Here is a 23737-nt window from a genome sequence, read left to right as displayed (position 1 = left end):
TTAGACCGGCGGATAGGCGGGCGGCGGGTACACGCCGCGCAAAATCCATGCGAACCAGTTCGCGCCGTATTCGATCTCGTCGCTCGCGTCATAGTCCGGGTTCGGATCCACGTCATCCCCTCTCGCGTAGCGGCTGGTTCCCGGTGAAGTCTAGCCCCGCAGGCCACGCCGCGACAGTGCGAGACCTAAACTGGCCAACCAGTTGATTGACCCCCAGTCGACGCTCGGCCCTGCATATAGTGAGTCGCCATGTCCCCCTCCGATGTTCCAGCCACCTCCAACGGGATGACCCGTCGCGAGGAGCTGTTGGCCGTCGCGACCAAGCTGTTCGCGGCGCGGGGCTATCACGGCACCCGGATGGACGACGTGGCCGATGCGGTCGGGCTGAACAAGGCGACGGTCTACCACTACTACGCCAGCAAATCGCTGATCCTCTACGACATCTACAAGGGTGCCGCCGACTTCACCGTCGACGCGCTGCACGACGACCCGACCGCCTCGGCGCGGGAGACCATCTACCACTTCACCCGGCGACTGCTCGTCGGCATCGCGGGCAACATCGAGCGGGCGGCGGTCTATTTCCAAGAGGGTCCCTACATCTCCGAGTGGTTCACCGAGGACCAGGTCGCCTACATCCGTGAGAAGGAGACCCAGGTCTACGAGCACGTGCGCGACGTCATCGACCGCGGGATCGCCAGCGGTGAGTTCTACGACTGCGACTCGCACGTGCTGGCGCTGGGCTACATCGGGATGACGCTGGGCTCCTACCGGTGGCTGCGGCCGCAGGGCAGGCGAACCGCACAGGAGATCGCCGAGGAGTTCAGCACGGCATTGCTGCGCGGTTTGATCCGCGACGAGGCGACCCGGGTCGAGTCGCCGCTGGGTATTGACGCAGAGAGCACGGCGCAGTCGACGTAGAGCGCAAGATGGAGGCGTGAAATCCACTCTGCTGTCTCGCCGCGATCTCGACTTTCTGCTCTACGAATGGCTACGCATCGACGAGCTGACCAAACGGGAGCGGTTCGCCGAGCACTCCCGTGAGACGTTCGACGGCGTCCTCGATCTCTCCGAGCAGCTGGCGACCAAATACTTCGCGCCGCACAACAAGAAGAGCGACGCGAACGAACCCCACTTCGACGGCACCACCGTCACCGTCATCGACGACGTCAAACAGGCGTGGGACGCGTTCGCGCAGGCCGACCTGATCGCCATGTCGATGGACCAGAACCTCGGCGGCGCGCAGTTGCCCGCCACCGTCGCCGAGGCGGGCTTCGCCTGGTTCTCCGCGGCCAACGTCAGCACGACGGGCTACCTGATGCTGACGATGGCCAACGCCAACCTGCTGGCCAAGTTCGGCACCGACGAGCAGATCGAGGCGTTCCTCAAACCGATGCTGGCCGGTCGCTTCTCCGGGACGATGGCGCTGTCGGAGACCCAGGCCGGATCGTCGCTCGCCGACATCCTCACCCGCGCCGAACCGCAGGACGACGGCACCTACCGGCTGTTCGGCTCGAAGATGTGGATCTCCGGGGCCGAACACGAGTTGACCGAGAACATCGTCAACCTGGTGCTCGCAAAGATCCCCGGCGGTCCGCCGGGAACCAAGGGCATCTCGTTGTTCATCGTGCCGAAGTACCTCGTCAACGAAGACGGCACGGTCGGCGAGCGCAACAACGTGGTGCTCGCCGGGCTCAACCACAAGATGGGCCAACGCGGCATCACCAACACCGTGCTGAGTTTCGAGGGCGCCGTCGGTTACCTCGTGGGTGAGCCGCACCGCGGGCTCGCCTACATGTTCACGATGATGAACGAGGCGCGCCTCGGTGTCGGTATGGGCGCGGTGTCGCTGGGCTACACCGGCTACCTGAAGTCGCTGCAGTACGCGCGTGAACGGCCGCAGGGTCGCCCGGTGTTGGCCAAAGATCCGTCGACGCCGCAGGTGCCGATCATCGAACACGCCGACGTCAAGCGAATGTTGTTGGCGCAGAAGGCATATGTCGAAGGCGGGATGGCACTGCTGCTGTACTGCGCCAAGCTCGTCGACCTGGCGCACAGCGCCGAGTCCGACGACGAGCGCGACAAGCTCACGCTGCTGCTCGACATCCTCACCCCGGTCGGCAAGAGTTGGCCGTCGCAGTGGTGCCTGGAGGCCAACAACCTGGCCATCCAGGTGCACGGCGGATACGGGTACACCCGCGAGTACGACGTCGAACAGCACTACCGCGACAACCGGCTCAACCCCATCCACGAAGGCACCCACGGCATTCAAAGTCTGGATCTGTTGGGCCGCAAGGTGACTCAGCGTGGCGGCGCCAGCCTGGCCGCACTCGGCGAGACCATCGCGGCGACGATTGCGGCGGCCACGGCCTCAGGCGGTGAGGCTGCAGAGTTCGGTGCGCAACTCGACGCGTCCTGGCAGCGGCTCGTCGCGGTGACCGCAGGCATGTTCGGCTCCGGTGAGCTCGACGCCGCGCTGGCCAACAGCGTGGTGTACCTCGAGGCGTTCGGACACATCGTCGTCGCGTGGATATGGCTGGAACAGCTGCTGGCCGCCAACGGCCGGTCCGGCGACTTCTACGACGGCAAGCGGCAGGCCGCGCGCTACTTCTTCCGCTACGAGTTGCCCAAGACCGCGCCGCAGCTGGATCTACTGAAAAGCCTGGACCGGACCACGTTGGAGATGCGCGACGCCTGGTTCTGATGCGCCGGAGCTGCACGACGTCACCGTGTTTGAAGCCCCCCGGTGAGCGGGAAGCCGTCCGCCCGATGCCTACGACATTTCAAGACATCAGCCATTGGCTCTTGACCAAGGGCCTGCACGTCGTTCTGGTCGTGCTGTTCGCGATCGTCGTCACTCGGGTGATCCGGTGGACCGCCGGACGGATCAGCAAGCGACTGACCAAAGGTGACGAACGCGACGTCACGGTGCGATCGGAAACCGTCAAACACGGTCAGGCCGTCGCGTCGGTGATCTCGTCGGTGGCGATCGCCCTGCTCTACGTGGTGGTGGCCGTCGATATCGCCAATCAGCTTGGGCTGCCGCTCGGTTCGCTGGTGGCGCCGGCGGCCGTCCTCGGTGCCGCGCTCGGTTTCGGCGCGCAGCGCATCGTGCAGGACCTGCTCAGCGGGTTCTTCCTGATCACCGAGAAGCAGTACGGTTTCGGCGACCTCGTCGAACTGAGCGTCACCGCAGGCGGCACCGCTGTCGGCACGGTGGAGGACGTCACGCTGCGGGTGACCAAGCTGCGCACCAGCGATGGCGAGATGTACACCGTGCCCAACGGTCAGATCGTCAAGTCGCTCAACATGTCGAAGGACTGGGCGCGCGCGGTGGTCGACGTTCCGGTGTCGACCTCGGCCGACCTGAACAAGGTGAACGAGGTGCTCGGCGGGGTCGCGAAGGCCGCCATGGAGAACGGCCGCCTGCCGGATCTGCTGCTCGACGAGCCGTCGCTGATGGGCGTCGAGAGCATCGAGGTGGACACCGTGAATCTACGGATGGTGGCGCGCACGCTGCCGGGTAAGCAGTTCGAGGTCGGGCGCCAGCTGCGCGCGCTGATCGTGTCGTCGTTCCGCCGCAACGGCATCGCGACGTCGGGCGCGGTGACTAGTCAAAACTGATCAACTGGCGGACCGCGTGCCCGTCGGCGAGTTGGTCCATGCCCTCGTTGATGTCGTCGAGCGTGATGGTCGACGACACCAGCTTCTCGACAGGCAACCGGCCCGCCCGCCACAACCCGACGAAGTGCGGGATGTCCTGGGACGGCACCGCGGAGCCGAGGTAGCTGCCGATCAACGACCGGCCCTCGGCGACAAGACCCAACGGCGACAACGTGATTCGCGCATCGGGTCGCGGCAGGCCGACGGTGACGGTGCGGCCGCCGGGTGCGGTGAGGTCGATCGCGGTCTGCAGCGCGAGCGGATGACCCGCTGCCTCGATCACCACGGCGCCCTTGATGCCGCGCTCGGCCGCCTCGTCGGGGGTGAAGGCGTCGTGCGCGCCCATCGCACGGGCCAACTCGAGCTTGTCGGCGAGCCGGTCGACGCCGATCACCGTGACGTCGTCATGCGCCAGCGCGGTGAGCACCGCTGCCATGCCGACGCCGCCGAGCCCGACCACGACGACGGTCTGGCCCGTCTGCGGTCGCCCGGCGTTGATCACGGCGCCGCCGCCGGTCAGCACTGCACAACCGAGCAGCGACGCGACCGCGGGCGGCACGTCGTCCGGCACCGGGACGACGGAGCGCCGGTCGACGACGGCGTGCGTCGCGAACCCGGACACCCCGAGATGGTGGTGAATGGGCAGGCCGTCGCGCGACAGCCTTCGCTCACCTGCCATCAGCGTGCCCGCGCCGTTGGCGGCGCTGCCCGGTTCGCACGGCGTCAACCCGTTGGTGGCGCACGCCGCGCACCGGCCACACCGCGGCAGGAACGTCATCACGACGCGCTGCCCGGTGCGCACGTCGGTGACCTCCGCGCCGGCCTGGTCGACGATGCCCGCGGCTTCGTGTCCGAGCAGCATCGGCACCGGCCGCACCCGGTTGCCGTCGACCACCGACAGGTCGGAGTGGCACAAGCCAGCGGCTTCGATGCGAACGAGGAGTTCGGTGTCGCCGGGCGGTGCGAGGTCGAGTTCGGACACAGAAATCGGCCGCGACTGTTTGAACGGCCGGGGCCGACCGATCTCTTCGAGCACGGCGCCGTGGATCCTCATGAGCACCAGCCTGCCGTGACTTCGACACTGCTGCCAGACTCCTGCCATGACTGACGAGCAACCGCTCACCAGCCGGGACTTCCCGGTGCACTGGCCGGTGTTGACGCGCTGGACCGACAACGACATGTTCGGTCACCTCAACAACGCGGTCTACTACGAACTGTTCGACACCGCGATCAACGCGTGGATCGACACGACGTGCGGGATCGATCCGCTGACCGTGCCGTGGCTCGGGGTGGTCGCCGAGTCGGGTTGCCGGTACTTCTCGGAGCTGAAGTTTCCCGATCCGCTGATCGTCGGACTGGCGGTCACCCGACTCGGCAACAGCAGCGTCACCTATCGGCTGGCGCTGTTCGCGGCCGATCAACCATTGGCGGCGGTCGGGCACTGGGTGCACGTGTACGTCGACAGAAAGAGCAGGCGGCCGGTGCCGATCCCGGGGTCGATTCGGTCTCTGCTGGAGTCGATATGCTCGCCGGATGCCGCTCGTAAGCAAGACAGTTGAGGTCAGTGCCCCCGCCGAAGCCATCATGGCGATCGTCGCCGATTTCGAGGCGTATCCGGCGTGGAACGAGGAGATCAAGGGCTGCTGGGTGCTGGCCCGCTACGACGACGGCCGGCCCAGTCAGCTGCGGTTGGACGTCGTGGTGCAGGGCCAGTCGGGCACCTTTATCACTGCGGTGTACTACCCCGCCGAGAACCAGATCTACACCGTGCTGCAGCAGGGCGAGTTCTTCACCAAGCAGGAGCAGCGGTTCTCGGTGGTGCCGATGGGCCCGACCTCGCTGTTGACCGTCGACCTCGACGTCGAGACCCAGCTGCCGATCCCCAAGCCGATGGTGAAGAAGGCGATCGGCGACACCCTGGAGTACCTGGCCGACAACCTCAAGAACCGTGCGGAGCAGCTGTCCGCAAGCTCGTAGCCGTCAGCTCCACAACCCGGTCTCGTCTAGTCGGGCCACCAACCGCTGGGCGGCGTCGCTGAACTCGCCGCTGGTCAACCGCACGACCGTAGCGACGTCGCGACGCCGCAACGCGGCGATCAGGTCGCGGTGACCCGATACCGCCGCCGCACCCCATTCGGCGTTGCTGGCGTAGATCTGCCCCGGTAGATACCGCGCGACATGCAGCAGGAACCACGCCAGCTTGATGCGGCCCGTCGCACGGTTGAACGTTCGGTGGAAGGCGAATTCCGCGGCGACCACCTCTTCGGGATCGCCATGTTCGACGGCCGCGGCGAGGCTGTCGTTGAGGTGTTCGAGTTCGTCGATCTCCGCGTCGGTGATCCGTTCGGCCGCCGTGGCCGCCAACTCCTTGGCGATGGTGGCCTGCAGCCAGAAGATGTCGTCGATGTCGCCGCGCGTCAGCGGCACCACCACGTGCCCGCGATGCGGCTCCAACTGGACCATGCCCTCGCCCCGTAGTGTGCGCAGCGCCTCGCGCACCGGCGTGATGCTCACCCCGAGCGCGGCGGCCGTCTCGTCGAGCCGGATGTAGGTTCCCGGCCGCAGCGCGCCGGTCATGATGTCGGTGCGCAACCGGGCCGCGACCTCGTCGGAGAGTTGCTCGCGCCGGACCGCCCGGCGCCGCTGTGAGCGCGGCCTGGCCGGTGCGTTCATGTCCGTCTCCGGTCTGTCGTGCAGGGGGTTGTCCCCGAGCCGCCGAGGTCATAGTGTGACCGGGGCAACACCATGTTTGATCAAATATCATCGTCGCGCAACCCACCGGATGGAGCACCGTCCCGTTGACCGAACCGTCGCTGACCGATCAGCCGTATCTGGCGCGTAGGCAGAATTGGACCAATCAGCTCGCACGCCACGCGCTCATGCAGCCAGACGCCACGGCGCTGCGGTTCCTCGGACACACGACGACGTGGGGTGAGCTCGACCGGCGGGTCATCGCGCTGGCGGGCGCGCTGAGTAGACGCGGCGTCGGCTTCGGTGACCGCGTGCTGATCCTGATGCTCAACCGCACCGAGTTCATCGAGTCGTTCCTGGCGGTCAACAAGCTGGGCGCCATCGCCGTCCCGGTCAACTTCCGGATGACCCCTCCGGAGATCGCGTTCCTGGTCGGCGACTGCCAGGCCAAGATCGTGATCACCGAGGCCGTGCTGGCCAATGTCGCCACCGCGGTGCGCGGTCTGGACCCGACGCTGCAGACGGTGATCGTCGCGGGTGCGGGCACCGACGAGCAGGTCCTCGGGTACGACGACCTACTCACCGAGCCCGGCGCTGGGCCGCAACCGGTTGACATCCCCAACGACTCGCCCGCGCTGATCATGTATACGTCCGGCACCACCGGACGGCCCAAGGGCGCGGTGCTGACCCACACAAACATCTCGGGTCAGGCCATGACCAACCTGTTCACCATCGCCGCCGACGTCAACAATGATGTCGGCTTCATCGGGGTGCCGCTGTTCCACATCGCAGGCATCGGAAACACCATCACCCCGCTGCAGCTGGGCCTGCCGACCGTGATCTACCCGCTGGGCGCGTTCGATCCGGCGCACCTGCTCGACGTGCTGGAGGCCGAGCAGGTCACCACCATGTTCCTCGTGCCCGCGCAGTGGCAGGCGGTGGTCGCCGAACAGCGCGCCAACCCGCGCAAGCTGGCGCTGCGGGTGCTGTCGTGGGGCGCCGCCCCGGCGTCTGACACACTGCTGCGCGAGATGGCCGAAACCTTCCCAGGCACCCAGATCTACGCGGCGTTCGGGCAGACCGAGATGTCGCCGGTGACTTGTATGTTGTTGGCGCAAGACGCAATTCGTAAACTCGGCTCGGTCGGCAAGGTCATTCCGACGGTCGCGGCGCGCGTCGTCGACGAGAACATGAACGACGTTGAAGTGGGTCAGGTCGGTGAGATCGTCTACCGCGCGCCGACCCTGATGGCCGGGTACTGGAACAACCCGAAGGCCACCGCGGAGGCATTCGCGGGCGGTTGGTTCCACTCCGGCGACCTGGTCCGCCAGGACGAGGAGGGCTACATCTGGGTCGTCGACCGCAAGAAGGACATGATCATCTCCGGCGGCGAGAACATCTACTGCGCCGAGGTCGAGAATGCCCTTGCCGCCCACCCCGGCATCGTGGAGGTGGCGGTGATCGGACGTCCGGACCGGAAGTGGGGTGAGGTGCCCGTCGCGGTGGCGGCCGTCAGCACCGATCTTGGCCTCGCTGATCTCGATCAGTTCCTCACCGAACGACTGGCCCGTTACAAACATCCGAAGGCGCTCGAGATCGTCGACGCCCTGCCGCGCAACCCGGCTGGCAAAGTCCTGAAAACAGAACTGCGAGCGCGCTTCGGGGCGCAGACGACGATTGACGCCGGCGAAAGTTCCACTCCGCCAACGGTTTCTGCTGCGGCGCAAGAGATTTAACGGACGGAGGTGGGTTTGCTAACGGTTACGGGCACAATCCCGCCGATGCGGTGCACTGTGGGTACAGCATCGGGTACAGTCCGGTGGTCCGCCTTACTACCCGCGAGTAGGGAGACGGCGGTCACAGACACCAGGATGGGGCAAGGAGGAGGCGTGCGACAGGTTCTGCCGCCGCGCCGCGACAGTCGCGCTTTCGTCGTGGGAGTCAACCGGTGACGGGGTCGACGGGCGTCGTCCACTACGTCCGGGATCAAACCCGGCCCGCACTGACGGCCGTCGGCGGGTTCGTCCGGATGTGCGTGCTCACCGGCAAGGCGTTGTTCAAGCCGCCGTTCCAGTGGCGCGAGTTCATCCTTCAGTCCTGGTTCCTGTTCCGCGTGTCCTTCCTGCCCACCCTCGCCGTCTCGGCGCCGCTGACCGTTCTGCTGATCTTCCTGTTGAACATCCTGCTCGCCGAGTTCGGCGCCGCCGACGTTTCCGGTGCGGGTGCGGCCATCGGCGCCGTCACCCAGTTGGGTCCGCTGGTGACCGTGCTGGTGGTGGCGGGCGCCGGATCGACGGCCATCTGCGCCGACCTCGGGGCCCGCACCATCCGCGAGGAAATCGACGCACTCGAGGTGCTGGGCATCGACCCGATCCACCGCCTCGTCGTCCCCCGCGTGGTCGCCTCCACTTTCGTCGCGCTGTTGCTGAACGGCGCGGTGATCACCATCGGTTTGGTCGGCGGCTTCGTCTTCGGCGTGTACCTGCAGAACGTGTCCGCCGGCGCCTATGTGTCGACGCTGACGCTCATCACCGGGCTGCCCGAAGTGCTGATCTCAGTCATCAAAGCAACGGTCTTCGGCTTGATCGCCGGCCTGGTCGGCTGCTATCGCGGTCTCACGGTGTCGGGCGGCGCAAAGGGCGTCGGCACCGCGGTCAACGAAACGTTGGTCTTGTGCGTCATCGCGCTGTTCGCGGTCAACGTGGTACTAACCACGATCGGCGTGCGGTTCGGAACGGGGCGCTGATGTCGACCACCCAAGTCCTGCGCTCCCGGTTTCCGCGAGGCGCCGCCACGGCCGAGAAAGTTGTCGGTGGTCCAGGCCGGGCGCTCGACAGTATCGGCCACGTCGCCTGGTTCATCGTCACCGCGATGGGCGCGACCGGCCACGCCCTGCGTTACTACCGCAAGGAGACGCTGCGGCTGATCGCCGAGATCGGCATGGGCACCGGCGCGATGGCCGTCATCGGCGGTACAGCGGCGATCGTCGGCTTCGTCAGCTTGTCCGGTTCGTCGCTGGTGGCGATCCAGGGCTTCGCGTCGCTTGGCAATATCGGTGTCGAGGCTTTCACCGGATTCTTCGCCGCGATGATCAATGTGCGGTCCGCCGCACCGCTGGTGTCAGGCGTCGCGCTGGCTGCGGTCGTCGGTGCGGGCGCCACGGCCGAACTGGGCGCCATGCGGATCAGCGAGGAGATCGATGCGCTCGAGGTGATGGGTATCAAGTCGATCTCCTACCTGGTCTCCACCCGGATCATGGCCGGGTTCGTGGTGATCATCCCGCTCTATGCGATGGCGATGATTCTGTCGTTTTTGTCAGGCCAGATCACCACGACGCTGTTCTACGGTCAGTCAACCGGTACCTACGAGCATTACTTCCAGACGTTCCTGCGGCCCGAGGACGTGTTCTGGTCTTTCATGGACGCGATCATCATCTCGGTGATCGTCATGCTCAACCACTGCTATTACGGCTATTACGCCAGCGGTGGGCCCGTGGGTGTCGGCGAGGCGGTCGGGCGGGCCATGCGGGCGTCTTTGGTGGCGGTGGCTTTGGTGGTTCTGTTCGTCGCGTTGGCGCTCTACGGCGTCGACCCCAACTTCAACTTGACGGTGTAGCCCAATGACGGCACCCGTGAACAAATCCCGCACGCCCCCCTTCAAGTTGGCGGGCGCGATCTTGGCGATAGTGGTCGTCGTCGCCACGGTCCTGGTCTTCCTTCAGTTCCGCGGTACGTTCCTCGATCGCGAGAATCTGACGATGATGGCGGCGCGCAGCGGCCTTTCGATGGATCCCGGCGCCAAGGTCACGTACAACGGTGTCGAGATCGGCAGGGTCGGGCAGGTCGACCAGGTAAGCGTCGGCGGTGTGCCTCGGGCGAAGATCACGCTGAAGGTGGATCGCAAGTATCTCGACTTGATTCCGAAAAACGTCAATGCCGATATCACCGCCACCACGGTGTTCGGCAACAAGTACATATCCTTTACGTCACCGAAAGATCCGACGCCGCAACGTATCTCGCCGTCAGATGTGATCGATGCGACGTCGGTGACCACCGAGTTCAACACCTTGTTCGAGACGGTCGTCGAGGTGGCGGAGCAGGTCGACCCGATCAAGCTGAACCAAACATTGAGCGCCACCGCCGAAGCGCTCGACGGGCTGGGTGATCGGTTCGGCCAGTCAATCATTCACGGCAACGAAATCCTCGACGACGTCAATCCGCTGATGCCCCAGATCCGCCGCGACAACCAACTGCTGGCCGACCTGGGAGACGTCTACGCCAACGCGGCGCCCGACCTGTTCGACGGCCTGGAGAACGCCGTCACCACCGCGCGCACGCTCAACGAGCAGCAGGGCAACATCGACCAGGCACTGATGGCCGCTGTCGGGTTCGGCAACACCGGCGGCGACATTTTCGAACGCAGTGCGCCCTATCTGGTCCGGGGCACTGCAGACCTGGTGCCCACCTCGCAGCTGCTCGACACCTACAGCCCCGCACTGTTCTGTACGATCCGCAACTTCCACGACGTGGAGCCCAAGGTGGCGGCATCGTTGGGCGGCAACGGCTATTCGCTCCGGACGACCAGCGAACTCATCGGACCGGGCAACCCCTACGTCTACCCGGACAACCTGCCGCGCGTGAACGCCAGAGGAGGCCCAGAGGGTAGGCCGGGCTGCTGGCAACCAGTCACCCGCGATCTGTGGCCCGCGCCGTACCTGGTCATGGACACCGGTGCCTCCATTGCGCCGTACAACCACTTGGAACTGGCATCGCCGTTCGGTTGCGCCGGGCTGCCGCCGTGCATCATTCCTCTTCTTCCGGCACCGATTCCGATCATCGCTCCCGGGATCGAATACGTCTGGGGCCGCCAGTTCGGGGAGAACACGATCAACCCATGAAAATTACTGGAACCGCTGTCAAGCTCGGCATTTTCTCGTTGGTGCTGCTGCTTTTCACCGCCATGATCATCGTGGTGTTCGGTCAGATGCGGTTCGACCGCACCACCGGGTACACGGCGGTCTTCTCCAACGTCAGTGGCCTTCGCGCCGGGCAGTTCGTCAGGGCTTCCGGTGTCGAGGTGGGCAAGGTTTCCAAGATCGAACTACAGGACGGTGGTGCGCAGGCCAAGGTTCACTTCAGCGTCGACCGCTCGCTCCCGCTGTTCGACGGGACCACCGCTTCCATCCGGTACCTGAACCTGATCGGCGACCGCTACATGGAGCTCAAGCGCGGCGACAGCAACAAGCGCCTCGCGGCTGGTGGCACCATCCCGATCGAGCGAACCCAACCCGCGGTTGATCTGGACGCACTGATCGGCGGGTTCCGTCCGGTTTTCCGGGCGCTGGATCCCGACAAGGTCAACAACATCGCCCAGTCGATCATCACGGTGTTTCAGGGCCAAGGCGGGACCATCAACGACATTCTCGATCAGACTGCCTCGCTCACGTCCGCGCTCGCCGACCGTGACCAGGCCATCGGTGAGGTGATCCGCAACCTGAATACCGTGCTCGACACGACGGTCAAGCACCAGCAGCAGTTCGACGAGACAGTGCAGAATTTCGAGAAGCTCATCACCGGTCTCAAGAACCGCAAAGACCCGATCGCAAGCTCGGTCGCGGACATCAGCGACGCTGCGGGCACGATCGCCGACCTGCTCGCCGACAACCGGCCGTTGCTGCAGAGCACCATCACCTATCTCGAGGGAGTGCAACAGCCGCTGGTGGACCAGAAGGCCCAACTCAACGACATCTTGGTCAGGCTGCCGACGGCGTTCAACATCATCGGCCGCGCCGGTGGTATCTACGGCGACTTCTTCAACTTCTACGCCTGCGATATCTCGTTGAAGCTCAACGGCCTGCAACCTGGCGGCCCGGTCCGCACAGTCAAACTCACGAGTCAGCCCACGGGTAGGTGCACGCCGCAATGAGGACACTCGAGGGGTCGGACCGCATCCGAAACGGGTTGATGGGCATCCTCATCCTGATTCTCGTGCTCGGCGTTGGCCAGAGCTTCGCGAGCGTTCCGATGCTGTTCGCGACGCCTACCTACTACGCACAGTTCTCGGATACCGGGGGCATTGGCACCGGTGACAAGGTGCGCATTGCCGGCGTCGACGTCGGCGAGATTCGCTCGATGCGAATCGACGGTGACAAGGTGGTGATCGGCTACTCGCTGCAGGGTACTCAGATCGGCACCGCGAGTCGCGCGTCGATCCGAACCGACACAATTCTGGGCCGGCGCAATATGGAGATAGAACCGCGCGGCAAAGATCCGTTGCGCGCCAACGGTATTCTGCCGTTGGGGCAGACCACCACGCCGTACCAGATCTACGACGCCTTCTTCGACGTGACGAAGGCGGCCTCCGGCTGGGACACCCAGACGGTGAAGCGATCGCTGAACGTGTTGTCGGAGACCATCGACCAGACGTATCCGCATTTGTCGGCTGCTCTGGAAGGGGTGGCCCGGTTCTCCGACACCATCGGCAAACGCGACGATCAGGTGAAGCAACTGCTCGCCAACGCCAACAAGATCGCGGGCGTCCTGGGCAACCGCAGCGCGCAGATCAACCAACTGTTCGTCAACGCCCAGTCGCTGCTGGCCGCGATCAACGAACGCAGCTACGCCGTCAGCATGCTGCTCGAGCGGGTCGCGGCGTTCTCCGAACAGGTGAAGGGTTTCATCGACGACAACCCGAACCTCAACCGTGTGCTCGAGCAACTGCGCACCATCAGCGACGTGCTACGAGATCGCAAATTCGATCTGATGCAGACGCTGACCACAGTAGCGAAATTCGTTGCCTCCCTTGGTGAAGCGGTCGCATCGGGGCCGTTCTTCAAGGTTTTCTTGGCGAATCTGCTGCCCTATCAGATTCTGCAGCCGTTCGTCGACGCCGCTTTCAAGAAGCGCGGCATCGATCCCGAGAAGTTCTGGGGTGATGCGGGCCTGCCGGCGTTCAGGTTCCCCGACCCGAACGGCCAGCGGTTCCCCAACGGTGCGCCCGCGCCCGCGCCGACGGTGCTCGAAGGCACGCCGGAACATCCCGGGCCCGGCGTCCTCAAAGGCTCGCCGTGTTCGTACACGCCGCCCGTCGCTGACGGCCTGCCGCGGCCCAATGACCCTCTGCCATGCTCGCATCTGACGACAGGGCCGTTCGGTGGACCCGAATACGGGCCGCCCGACGTCGCGACCTCGGACCCGAATCCCAACGGTCCGGGATTCACTCCAGGCGTGCCTGCGGCGGCGATACCGGGTCAGTTGCCGCCCGACATGCCCGGCGCGCCGGTTCCGCTGCCGCCTGCGCCGCCGAACGCGCGCACCGTGCCGGTTGGGCCACTGCCTCCCGAGGGGCCGGACTTCACGCCGGGTATCGCGCCGCTGCCGCCCGCGCTGACGGGTCCGCCGCCGCCACCGGGACCAGGCCCAGACGCCGGCCCGGCGGGCACGCCGCCGCTGCCGGGCAATCCGCCGTTCCTCCCGCCCGGATCGCAGGAGGGCTGAGTTAGATGTCCACAATCTTCAACATCAGAAACATCAAGCTGGGACGGGTGTCTCGCGCTTCGGTGATCGTCGGTGTGCTGATCGTGATCCTTGCGTTGGTGGCTGCCATCGTCGGCTGGAATCTGTACAAGAAGCTGACCACCAACACCGTTGTCGCCTACTTCCCGCAGACCCTGGCGCTGTATCCCGGCGACAAAGTCAACATCATGGGAATCCAGGTCGGCTCGATCGACGACATCGAGCCGGCGGGCGACAAGATGAAAGTGACCTTTTCCTACGAGAACAAATACAAGGTCCCGGCCAACGCCACCGCGTCGATACTGAACCCCAGCCTCGTCGCTTCGCGCAATATCCAGCTGTCGCCTCCGTACACCGGCGGACCGGTCATGGAGGACAACGCGGTCATCCCGATCGACCGCACGCAGGTGCCGGTCGAGTACGACGAGCTTCGCGACTCGATCAACCGGATCTTGACCGAACTGGGTCCGACCAGGGATCAGCCGCGAGGTCCCTTCGGGGACATCATCGAATCTGCCGCGGACGGCTTCGCCGGCAAAGGTGAGCAGCTCAACAGGACCTTGAAGGGACTCTCGGAGGCGCTTTACACCCTCAACGAGGGCCGGGGTGACTTCTTCAGCGTGATCAAGAGTCTGGCGCTGTTCGTCAACGCGTTGTACAAGAGTGATCAGCAGTTCGTCGCCCTCAACGACGATCTCGCGCAATTCACCAACGCGTTCACCAACACCGACCGCGAGGTGGCCAACGCGCTGCAAGACCTGAACCAGTTGTTGACGACGACTCGGCAGTTCATCAACAAAAACGGCGAGGTGCTCACCCACGACGTCAACAACCTGGCCGATGTGACGAACGCGATTCTGCAGCCCGACCCGCTCAATGGTCTGGAAACCGCCCTGCACGTGTTCCCGACGCTGGGCGCCAACTTGATGAACATCGTGTCGCCGGTAACTGGCGGTGTCATGGGCTTGCCCGCCATCGCCAACTTCGCGAACCCGATGCAGTTCGTCTGCAGCGCCATCCAGGCCGGCAGCCGGTTGGGCTACCAAGAGTCCGCCGAACTGTGTGCCCAGTACCTCGCACCCATTCTCGACGCGATCAAATTCAACTACCCGCCGATCGGAATCAACCAGTTCAACACGGCGATGACGCTGCCCAAGCAGGTCGCGTATTCGGAGCCACGTCTGCAGCCACCGGGCGGTTACAAGGACACCACGGTGCCCGGCATCTTCTCGCGCGACACCTTGTTCTCCCACGGTAACCACGAGCCAGGCTGGGTCGCCGCTCCCGGCATGCAGGGCGTCGACGTGCAACCGTTCACGTCGAACATGCTGACGCCGGAGTGTCTGGCGGAATTGATGGGTGGCCCGGACTGCGCCATTGCGCAGGCCCCGCCCGCGTTCGGGGCACCGCCAGGGGGCAACCTGCCCGGCCCACCGAACTCGTATGACGAGAACAACCCGCTGCCGCCGCCGTGGTATCCACAGCCGGGGCCACCGCCTGCCCCGGCACCGGGTGTGATTCCAGGTGATCCCGGTGGGTCGCCGCTGTCGGCTCCCGCGCCCGCTGCGGGGCCCGGTCCAGGCCCCGCCGCCCCGGCCGGACCGCCGCCAGTGGGCCCGCCCCTACCCGCTGAGGCAGGTCAATAGATGGCTGCACGTACATGGAGCAGGATCGCTCGGCGCAGCGTCGCACTGGTTGCGGTCGCTTTGCTGCTGAGTTCGTGTGGGTCGTGGAAAGGCATCGCCAACGTCCCGTTGCCCGGCGGACCGGGCACCGGCGGCGACAAGATGACGATCTACGTGCAGATGCCGGATACGTTGGCGCTCAACGTCAATAGCCGGGTTCGTGTTGCTGATGTGTACGTCGGCCGGGTGCGCGCGATCGAGTTGAGGAACTGGGTCGCGACACTGACCCTGGACCTGCAGCCCGACGTGAAGTTGCCGAAAAACGTGTTGGCCAAGATCGGGCAGACCAGCCTGTTGGGCAGTCAGCATGTGCAGCTCGATCCGCCGCCGGACCCGCAGGGCCAGCTGAAGAGCGGCGACACCATCCCGCTGAAGAACAGTTCAGCTTTCCCCACCACCGAGCGGGTGCTGGCGAGCATCGCGACCATTCTGCGCGGCGGCGGCGTGCAGAACCTGGAAACGATCCAGACCGAAGTCAACAACCTGCTGACCGGTCGGGCCGATCAGATCCGCGAGTTCCTCAACAAGTTGGACACCTTCACCGACGAGCTCAATCAGCAGCGTCAAGACATCACCCGCGCCATCGATTCGACCAATCGGCTGCTGACGATAGTCGGTCAACGCAATGAGACCCTTGATCGGGTTCTCACCGAATTCCCGCCACTGATAAAGCATTTCGCCGACACCCGCGATCTGTTCGCGGATGCGGTGGAAGCGCTTGGCCGGATCAGCAGGGCCGCCGACGACGCGTTGGCTCCGTCCAGCGACAACCTGCACACGAATCTGCAGAACCTGCAACGGCCACTCAAACAACTCGGCAGGGCGTCGCCGTACCTCATCGGCGCGCTGAAGCTCATGCTCACTGCACCGTTCTCGATCGAGAATGTGCCGAAAGTGGTCCGCGGCGACTTCCTCAACGTGTCGTTGATGGTCGACCTCACGCTGTCGGGACTGGACAACGGGTTCTTGTCGGGTACCGGTATCTCGGGCATGCTGCGCGCACTCGAGCAGAGCTGGGGTCGGGACCCCGCGACGATGATCCCGGATGTGCGGTTCACCCCGAACCCGCATGACGCGCCGAACGGTCCGCTGGTCGAAAGGGGTGAGTGAGCAGTGCTGACCCGTTTCGTCAAGATCCAGCTGGTGCTCTTCACGATCCTCACGGTCATCGCGATCGTCGTGCTGGGCTGGTATTACCTGCGGGTGCCCAGCCTGGTCGGGATCGGGCAGTACAAGCTCTACGCCGACCTGCCACGGTCCGGCGGCCTGTACGCAACCGCCAACGTGACGTATCGGGGCACCCAGATCGGCAAAGTCACCGCCGTCGAACCCACGGAGCGTGGTGCGCGGGCCGAAATGAGCATCGACAACCGGTTCAAGATCCCCGCGGACGCGACGGCCAACGTGCATTCGGTCTCGGCGATCGGCGAGCAGTACCTCGACATCATTTCCACGGGGAATCCCGGTCAGTTCCTGTCCGACGGCCAGAACGTCGGCTCCATCAGGGACAACACGGTGCCGAGTGAAGTCGGTCCGGCGCTGGACGCCGCGAACCGCGGGCTGGCCGTGCTGCCCAAGGAGAAGATCGACACGCTGCTCACGGAAACCTCGAAGGCGGTTGGCGGTTTGGGCCCGGCATTGCAGCGGCTGGTCGATTCCACTACCAACATCGCGCAGGGTTTCAAAGACAACCTGCCCGAGTTGAACGACGTCATCGAGCACTCGACGCCAATCCTGCAGAGCCAAGCCGACTCGGGCGACAACATCCAGCAATGGGCACGCAACCTCAACATCATCGCGGCCCAATCGGCTGAGCAGGATGCCGCTCTGCGCAGCGGCCTCCAACAGGCGGCGCCCACCTTGGATCAGGTGGCGGCCGTGTTCAGCGATGTTCGTGAGGCCCTGCCGCAGACGCTGGCCAACCTGTCCGTCGTCTTCGACATGCTCAAGCGCTACCACAAGGGTCTCGAGCAGACATTGGTGATTCTGCCGCAGGGTGCGGCGGTCGCGCAGGCCGGGACACTTTTCGACAACGTCGGTCAGCTGCCACTGGCGCTGGGAATCAACCAGCCTCCGCCGTGTTTGACGGGGTTCCTGCCCGCCTCAGAGTGGCGGTCGCCCGCCGACACCAGCATGGCGCCATTGCCCACGGGCACGTACTGCAAGATCCCGAAAGACTTCCAGGGCAACGTCGTCCGCGGGGCCCGCAACTACCCGTGTGCGGATGTACCGGGCAAGCGCGCGGCGACGCCGAGGGAGTGCCACAGCAACGAGCCGTACGTGCCGTTGGGCACCAACCCCTGGTATGGCGACCCGAACCAGATCCTGTCGTGTCCTGCCCCCGCAGCCCGCTGCGACCAGGGAGTCAATCCGGGTCGCGGGGTCATACCCGCGCCATCGGTCAACAACGGGCTCAATCCTCTGCCTGCTGATCAACTCCCCCCACCGGCGCGAGCGTCGGCGCCGACCAGTGATCCGCTGTCGCCGCCGGGACAGGGTAGCGTCCAGTGCAGTGGACAGCAGCCGAACCCGTGTACGTACACTCCGGCACAGGGGCCGCCGGGTTCGACGGCTATCTACAGCCCGTCGAGCGGTGAGGTGGTCGGACCTGACGGCGTCAAATACAACGTCAGCAATTCGAAGAACCCAGGAGACGACGGATGGAAGGAGATGCTGGCGCCCGCCAGCTGAACCCCACCGATGCTGATGAAACGCCCGATGAGTCGTTAGCAGTATCCACAGAAGAACACTCAGGAGACGTCTCCGACCCCCCCGAGGATTCGCTCGGCGGATTCGACGACGGCAGCGTCGATCGTCGGCCGTCACGCCTTGGTGTCGGCTCGGTGGTGTGCATCTGCATGCTGCTTGTCCTACTCGCCGGTGGGGCGGGTGCGGGTGGTTACCTGGCCTTGAGGTCGCACCACGACAGCGAGGCCATTGCCCGCACCGAGGCCGCGGCCCTGGCTGCGGCACGTGACTGCGTGACAGCCACGCAGGCTCCGGATACCGCCGCCATGCTGGCCAGCCAGTCCAAGATCATCGAGTGCTCGACGGGCGCGTTCGGTTTGCAGGCCCCGCTGTACAGCAGTGTGCTGGCCGAGGCCTATCAAGCCGCGAACGTCCAGGTGAAGGTCTCAGATCTACGCGCAGCGGTGGAGCGGCACAACGACGACGGCTCCATCGAGGTCCTAGTGGCATTGCGAACAAAGGTGACCAACTCAGAGGCCGCAGACCAGGAGCAGGGCTATCGGCTGCGGGTGCAGATGGCGCCGGCCGACGGCACGTACAAGATTGCCGACATCAAGCAGGTCGCATCGTGACCGCAGCCCTCGATGCTGCGCCACAAGCGCCCGCCGAGCTGCCGGCGGCGAGTCCCGCGTCGTGGGCGGCGCGTGCCGGCGCCTCCCTGGTCGACGTAGTCGCTCCAGTGGCGACCATCGCCACCATGGTGTTGCTCTGGCAGACTGCCCCGCCGCGGAGCATGGTGTGGTGGATCTATGCCGCCGTAATCGCCGTGATCGTGGCGTTGACGGTCATCAATCGGCTGCTGATGCCGACAATCACTGGATGGTCACTCGGCCGTGCGTTGTTCGGGATCGCCGTCCGTAAGAGCGACGGTTCGGCCGTGGGTGTTGCGCGGCTGCTCGGTCGAGATCTGGCTCATCTGTTCGACACCGGTGCGCTGCTGATCGGCTGGTTGTGGCCCCTGTGGGACAGACGGCGGCGCACGTTCGCCGACCTTTTGCTTCGCACCGAGGTGCACAAGGTCGAGCGACCGAAGCGGGACATGCACCGCCCGACGGCCGCAGCGCTGATCGCGGCGGCGGTGATGTGCGCCTGCGCCGTCGGGCTGGGCTATCTGACGGAGTACGGCCCCGAGCGGGCGGTCGCCACGGCGCGTCAGCAGGTAGCTGATCAAGGGCCACGCATCGTCGAGCAGCTGCTGAGCTACAACGCCGACACGTTGCAGCAGGACTTCTCGCACGCTCAGTCGCTGGCGACCGACGGCTACCGACCTCAGCTGATCGCCCAGCAGCAGGCGGTGCAGAAGGCAGGTGCCACGAGCAACCAATATTTCGCGGTCAGCACGGCGGTGCTGTCAGCGACCGCCGACCAGGCGGCGATGCTGATGGCGATGCAAGGTCAGCGCGGCGCCAACGCGAGCGACTTCAAATTCATCACCGCGACGGTTCGGGTGGACTTCGAGAAGTCGCGCGACGGCCAGTGGCGCGTCGCGAACCTCATTGTGCTGAAGAAGCCCCAGATGAGTCAGGTCGGCCAGTGAGCCCGCGTCGCAAGCTCGACTCGGGCGAGCGCGACTTCTTCGGGGTGGTGCCCAAGCCACCGCGGCGCTGGGGGTTGCCTGTCATCGCCGTCTTGGCCTCTTTGGTGATTGTCGCGGCGATCGGTGCCAGCACTTTGATGTTGATCGAGCATGTGAAGAACGACCGCGCGGCAGCCAAAGCGGCAGATGCGTTGGGTTACGTCCGCGAGTTCATGGTCGAATACACGACGCTGGACCCGTTCCATGCCAATGCGTATGCGGATCGTGTCTTAACCCAGGGCACAGGGGATTTCGCGAAGATGTTCAAGGAGAAGCAGAACGAAATCTTAGTTCAGGTCGCCCGCGCCGAGCCGACCACCGGGACGGTCCTCGAGGCCGGCCTGCAGCGGTGGCGTGACGACGGCGGCGCCGACGTGTTGGTAGCCACCAAGATCTCGACAAAATCCCCCGATGGCAAGTCGACGGTCGAGAGTGGGAGCCGTTGGGTTGTAACGGCAGTCAAGGAAGGACAGCAGTGGAAGATCAGCCAGCTGGTTCAGGTGATCTGACCACCGACGCTGAATCACTCGATCAGCCATCGGACCCCGCGAAGACACCGACCGGAAAGGCAGCACGTCGCCGCCATCGGATGCCGCTGCGCCAGCAGCTGGCCGCGAGCCGTGAGGACGTCGAGGAACCAACTGCCGAGGAGCAGCCCGAGCCGGAGACCGCGCAGCAATCCGAACCGGTCAGTGCGCCGCGGCGGCGGGGTCTTTTCCATCGGCGCAGCAAAACGCCTGAACCAGAAGCTGTTACGGCATCTACGAACGAGGCCGCCGAACCTGAGGCGGCCGCCGGCGAAGAAGCGCCGCACGAGGACGTGATCATGGTGCCGCACCGAGCCGCGGGCTCGCGGCTGTGGATCGGGGCCGCCGTGGCAGGAGCTGTTTTCGTCGGCGCTGCGGCGTTCGGCGGCGCGATGCTGCAGCCGTATCTGGCCGACCGAGCGCTGGTGCACACGAAACTCCAAATCGCCGAGACGGCAGCCAACGCGATCACCACGCTGTGGACCTACACGCCCGACAACATGGACACGTTGCCTGACCGCGCTGCCGGTTACTTGGGCGGTGACTTCGCGACCGAATACCGCAAGTACATCGACGCGATCGTCGCCACCAATAAACAGGCCCAGGTCACCAACACCACGCAGGTGATGGGCACGGCCGTCGAGAGCGTTGCCCCCAATGAGGCCACCGCGCTCGTTTACACCAATTCGGTTGCCACCAGCCCTGCTTCGAAGAACATCCCGTCGCTGCGCTACCTGTCCTATCGGCTGACGCTGCAGCGCCACGACGCGAAGTGGTTGATCACCCGGATGTCGACGGTGACGTCGTTTGACCTGACTCCCCAGCTGTAGCTGACGGCAGCCGGCATGCCCGTCGTCTCACCCGTCACCGACCGGACGACGACCGTGTGCCTACTGCTGTTGACGTTCGCGACGGGCATGGTCGATGCGGTCAGTGTGCTGATGCTCGGCCACGTCTTCGTCGCCAACATGACCGGCAACATCATCTTCCTCGGTTTCTGGTTCGCGCCGCACACCGTCGTCGACATGACCGCGGTGCTCGTCGGGTTCGGCAGCTTCGTCGCCGGCGCGATCGTCGGCGGACGGTTCTCGCGGCACCTCGACGGAAACGTCCGACGCTGGCTCACCGCCGCGCTCGGGTTCGAGGTGGTCATGCTCGCCACGCTGTCGATTCTCAGTGGTACCGGTGTGCTCGACTATCACGACAACACCAAGCTGTACCTGATCGCCGGGATGGCGCTGACATTCGGGATCCAGGCCGCGACCGCACGCCAGTTCGGCGTCCAGGAGTTGTCCACCACAGTGCTGACCACGACGATCGTCGGCATCGGCTTCGACAGTCGGGTCGCGGGTGGTCGCGGCCACCGGGAGAAACTCCGTTACTCCGTGGTGCTGACGATGTGCGCAGGTGCGCTGGTCGGCGCCACGCTGACCCGGTGGTTCGTCGCGCCGGTGATCGCCGTCGCCGCGGTCGTGGTGGCCATCGCAGCGGTGGTGTTCCGGTTCGGGCCTGCCAGGACCGAACCGGCGGCAGGCTAATCTCGTTGCATGCCATCCGTACTCGTCACCGGCGCAGGCCGGGGGATCGGTGAGTCGATCACGCGACATCTCGCCGACCGCGGCTGGGACGTCATTGCGGGCGTGCGCAGCGAGGCGGACGCCGCGGCGGTGACCGCCATGAACAGCCAGCGCATCTCCTCGGTCATCCTCGATGTCACCGACGCGGACCACATCGCCGCGCTCGACGCGTCGCTGCCGCCGCGGTTGGACGCGGTGGTCAACAACGCAGGAATCGTGGTGAGCGGCCCGATGGAGACCGTGACCTCGGACGAATGGCGAAAACAGTTGGACGTCAACGTGATCGGCCAGCTAGCGGTCACCAGGGCGGTGCTGCCGCGACTGCGCGAATCCCGCGGCAGGGTGGTGTTCATCTCGAGTGTCAACGGCCAGCTGTCGATGCCGTTGATCGGCGCGTACTGTGCCAGCAAGTTCGCGCTGGAGGCGGCGGCCGACGCGCTGCGAATGGAGTTGCAGCCGTGGCACATCGCGGTCTCGATCGTCGAACCGCCCCAGACCGACACCGATATGTGGCGCACCGCCGACGACATGGTTGTCGAGGCCGAGTCCGCGCTGACACCCGAGCAGCGTCAGTTGTATGCGCGGCACATCGCGGGAATGAAGAAGATGATCCCGGTGTCGCAGCGCCTGGCGGTCCCGACGGAGAAGGTTTCCGCTGTGGTGGCGACGGCGCTGACCGCGCGTAAGCCGCGCGCCCGTTACATTGTCGGCATCGGTCCCAAGCTGCAGGTCGCGCTGATGACCAAGCTGCCCGCATCGCTGCGCGACCTGGTGCTGCGGCGGGTGTCCGGCCAGCCGTAGTGTTCGTCAAGCGCAGCAGCACGGCGCCGCCAGGCTTCTTCGCATGTGAAGCCATTGGGCTGCAATGGCTTTCGTCGGCGTCCGGCGGAGTGCCGTGTGCCCGGGTGATCGCCTACGATGCGACCAGCCTGACACTGGAACGGCTGGCCACGGCATCGCCGGCCGCGGCCGCCGCCCACGAGTTCGGCCGTCGGCTGGCGATCACCCACGACGCGGGCGCCGACGCGTTCGGGGCGCCGCCCGACGGCTGGACCGGCCCCGGATACTTCGGTCCGCTGCAGCAGCCGCTGCCGATGTCGTACTGCGCCGGCGACCGCTGGGGCAGCTTCTACGCGACCTCGCGGCTGGCGCCGATGGCCGCACGCGCCGCGGACCTTCTGGACACCTCGACACGCACCGCCATCGACGACGTGATCGCTCGCTGCGAAGCAGGCGACTTCGACGACGACGACCCGCCCGCCCGACTGCACGGCGACCTGTGGAGCGGCAATGTGATGTGGACGCCTGACGGCGCGGTGCTCATCGATCCGGCCGCGCACGGCGGCCATCGCGAGACAGACCTGGCGATGCTGGCCCTGTTCGGGTGCCCGCATCTGGACGCGGTGCTCGCCGGTTATCAGTCCGAGCGTGTGCTGCGCAACGGTTGGCGAGACCGTGTTGGGCTGCATCAGCTCTACCCATTGCTGGCGCACGTGGTGCTGTTCGGCGGCGGCTACGTCGGGCAGGCGCGGGCCGCTGCGGACAGCGCGCTGCGCGCGGGCAAACGACGGGATGCGTAGCCCCGCGGCCTCACACCGTTGAGAGCGCTGTCCCGGAAGTGGGAGTTTTGGCCCATTGCCGCAGGTGAGCCCGTTAACGGAAATCGCGGCCGCGTGGCGGTCGGGTAGCGGGGAGCAACCTTTCGTCAGCAACCAAAACGTGGCGCCAGCAATCTTTTCCAATGTTAACGATCTCGGTT

At 65.4% G+C, this 23737-nt stretch carries 23 protein-coding genes and 1 pseudogene; 21 read left to right on the top strand and 3 right to left on the bottom strand.

Going from position 1 to position 23737, the window contains the following annotated elements:
- Window positions 1-111: pseudogene (locus tag A5724_RS35240) on the bottom strand (CAP domain-containing protein); the annotation flags it as partial.
- 138 nt (window positions 112-249) lie between these two features.
- On the opposite strand from A5724_RS35240, the gene A5724_RS27020 reads away from it, so the two are divergent.
- The 3 genes from A5724_RS27020 to A5724_RS27010 all read left to right on the top strand — a co-directional run bounded on the left by A5724_RS27020 (window position 250) and on the right by A5724_RS27010 (window position 3621).
- Complete coding sequence (locus A5724_RS27020) at window positions 250-918, top strand: TetR/AcrR family transcriptional regulator (RefSeq protein ID WP_067809465.1); 669 nt, start codon at window positions 250-252, stop codon at window positions 916-918.
- 16 nt (window positions 919-934) lie between these two features.
- On the top strand, window positions 935-2701 hold the full coding sequence (locus A5724_RS27015; RefSeq protein WP_067809463.1) for an acyl-CoA dehydrogenase: 1767 nt from the start codon (window positions 935-937) through the stop codon (window positions 2699-2701).
- A 65-nt stretch (window positions 2702-2766) separates the two neighbouring features.
- The gene (locus A5724_RS27010; protein WP_067809460.1) at window positions 2767-3621 is read left to right on the top strand and encodes a mechanosensitive ion channel family protein; all 855 of its coding nucleotides are present in this window, start codon (window positions 2767-2769) and stop codon (window positions 3619-3621) included.
- On the opposite strand, the gene A5724_RS27005 is transcribed toward A5724_RS27010, so the two are convergent.
- The gene (locus A5724_RS27005; protein WP_067809457.1) at window positions 3608-4714 is read right to left on the bottom strand and encodes an alcohol dehydrogenase catalytic domain-containing protein; all 1107 of its coding nucleotides are present in this window, start codon (window positions 4712-4714) and stop codon (window positions 3608-3610) included. The genes A5724_RS27010 and A5724_RS27005 overlap by 14 nt on opposite strands.
- Window positions 4715-4760: 46 nt before the next feature.
- Here A5724_RS27005 and A5724_RS27000 point away from each other — a divergent pair, with 46 nt between their 5' ends.
- Both A5724_RS27000 and A5724_RS26995 read left to right on the top strand, forming a co-directional pair.
- A complete protein-coding gene (locus A5724_RS27000) occupies window positions 4761-5219 on the top strand; it encodes a thioesterase family protein (protein WP_067809454.1) in 459 nt (152 codons plus the stop codon).
- Window positions 5194-5637, top strand: a complete 444-nt coding sequence (locus A5724_RS26995) for an SRPBCC family protein (protein ID WP_067809451.1) — start codon at window positions 5194-5196, stop codon at window positions 5635-5637. The genes A5724_RS27000 and A5724_RS26995 overlap by 26 nt, the downstream gene beginning before the upstream one ends.
- A 3-nt stretch (window positions 5638-5640) precedes the next feature.
- Here the strand turns inward: A5724_RS26995 and A5724_RS26990 are convergent, their stop codons facing one another.
- Window positions 5641-6333 carry a GntR family transcriptional regulator gene (locus tag A5724_RS26990; protein WP_067809448.1) on the bottom strand — a complete coding sequence of 231 codons (693 nt, stop codon included), beginning with the start codon at window positions 6331-6333 and terminating at the stop codon, window positions 5641-5643.
- 125 nt (window positions 6334-6458) lie between these two features.
- Here A5724_RS26990 and fadD5 point away from each other — a divergent pair, with 125 nt between their 5' ends.
- The 16 genes from fadD5 (at window position 6459) to A5724_RS26910 (ending at window position 23558) form a co-directional block, all read left to right on the top strand.
- Window positions 6459-8087 (top strand): fatty-acid--CoA ligase FadD5, encoded by a 1629-nt coding sequence (gene fadD5 / locus A5724_RS26985; RefSeq protein ID WP_067809445.1) that lies wholly within the window; start codon window positions 6459-6461, stop codon window positions 8085-8087.
- 212 nt (window positions 8088-8299) lie between these two features.
- Complete coding sequence (locus A5724_RS26980; RefSeq protein WP_067809443.1) at window positions 8300-9097, top strand: ABC transporter permease; 798 nt, start codon at window positions 8300-8302, stop codon at window positions 9095-9097.
- Window positions 9097-9966, top strand: a complete 870-nt coding sequence (locus A5724_RS26975; protein WP_067809440.1) for an ABC transporter permease — start codon at window positions 9097-9099, stop codon at window positions 9964-9966. Before A5724_RS26980 ends, A5724_RS26975 begins: the two co-directional genes overlap by 1 nt.
- 4 nt (window positions 9967-9970) lie before the next feature.
- On the top strand, window positions 9971-11248 hold the full coding sequence (locus A5724_RS26970) for an MCE family protein (protein ID WP_067809439.1): 1278 nt from the start codon (window positions 9971-9973) through the stop codon (window positions 11246-11248).
- Window positions 11245-12276 (top strand): virulence factor Mce family protein, encoded by a 1032-nt coding sequence (locus tag A5724_RS26965; protein ID WP_067809437.1) that lies wholly within the window; start codon window positions 11245-11247, stop codon window positions 12274-12276. Before A5724_RS26970 ends, A5724_RS26965 begins: the two co-directional genes overlap by 4 nt.
- Window positions 12273-13847 (top strand): virulence factor Mce family protein, encoded by a 1575-nt coding sequence (locus A5724_RS26960; protein WP_067809435.1) that lies wholly within the window; start codon window positions 12273-12275, stop codon window positions 13845-13847. The genes A5724_RS26965 and A5724_RS26960 overlap by 4 nt, the downstream gene beginning before the upstream one ends.
- A gap of 5 nt (window positions 13848-13852) precedes the next feature.
- Complete coding sequence (locus A5724_RS26955) at window positions 13853-15511, top strand: virulence factor Mce family protein (RefSeq protein WP_067809433.1); 1659 nt, start codon at window positions 13853-13855, stop codon at window positions 15509-15511.
- Window positions 15512-16660: a virulence factor Mce family protein gene (locus tag A5724_RS26950; protein ID WP_067809431.1), complete on the top strand. Its 1149-nt coding sequence runs from the start codon at window positions 15512-15514 to the stop codon at window positions 16658-16660.
- 3 nt (window positions 16661-16663) lie between these two features.
- On the top strand, window positions 16664-18241 hold the full coding sequence (locus tag A5724_RS26945; protein WP_067809429.1) for an MCE family protein: 1578 nt from the start codon (window positions 16664-16666) through the stop codon (window positions 18239-18241).
- A complete protein-coding gene (locus A5724_RS26940; protein WP_067809427.1) occupies window positions 18211-18870 on the top strand; it encodes a hypothetical protein in 660 nt (219 codons plus the stop codon). The genes A5724_RS26945 and A5724_RS26940 overlap by 31 nt, the downstream gene beginning before the upstream one ends.
- The gene (locus tag A5724_RS26935) at window positions 18867-19835 is read left to right on the top strand and encodes an RDD family protein (protein WP_067809426.1); all 969 of its coding nucleotides are present in this window, start codon (window positions 18867-18869) and stop codon (window positions 19833-19835) included. The genes A5724_RS26940 and A5724_RS26935 overlap by 4 nt, the downstream gene beginning before the upstream one ends.
- A complete protein-coding gene (locus tag A5724_RS26930; protein ID WP_067809424.1) occupies window positions 19832-20383 on the top strand; it encodes a mammalian cell entry protein in 552 nt (183 codons plus the stop codon). The genes A5724_RS26935 and A5724_RS26930 overlap by 4 nt, the downstream gene beginning before the upstream one ends.
- Entirely contained in the window at window positions 20350-21231 is an 882-nt protein-coding gene (locus tag A5724_RS26925; protein ID WP_067809422.1) for a mammalian cell entry protein, read from the top strand. The genes A5724_RS26930 and A5724_RS26925 overlap by 34 nt, the downstream gene beginning before the upstream one ends.
- 15 nt (window positions 21232-21246) lie before the next feature.
- On the top strand, window positions 21247-21939 hold the full coding sequence (locus A5724_RS26920) for a YoaK family protein (protein ID WP_067809420.1): 693 nt from the start codon (window positions 21247-21249) through the stop codon (window positions 21937-21939).
- 9 nt (window positions 21940-21948) lie between these two features.
- Window positions 21949-22779 carry an SDR family NAD(P)-dependent oxidoreductase gene (locus A5724_RS26915; RefSeq protein WP_067809418.1) on the top strand — a complete coding sequence of 277 codons (831 nt, stop codon included), beginning with the start codon at window positions 21949-21951 and terminating at the stop codon, window positions 22777-22779.
- A complete protein-coding gene (locus tag A5724_RS26910) occupies window positions 22779-23558 on the top strand; it encodes a fructosamine kinase family protein (RefSeq protein ID WP_067809416.1) in 780 nt (259 codons plus the stop codon). The genes A5724_RS26915 and A5724_RS26910 overlap by 1 nt, the downstream gene beginning before the upstream one ends.
- Window positions 23559-23737: the final 179 nt, after the last annotated feature.

Origin of the sequence: Mycobacterium sp. ACS1612 (assembly GCF_001667505.1) — a bacterium.
Taxonomy (GTDB): Bacteria; Actinomycetota; Actinomycetes; order Mycobacteriales; family Mycobacteriaceae; genus Mycobacterium.
The sequence above is the reverse complement of the archived record's forward strand: the minus strand, read 5'-3'. Positions and strand labels throughout refer to the sequence as shown.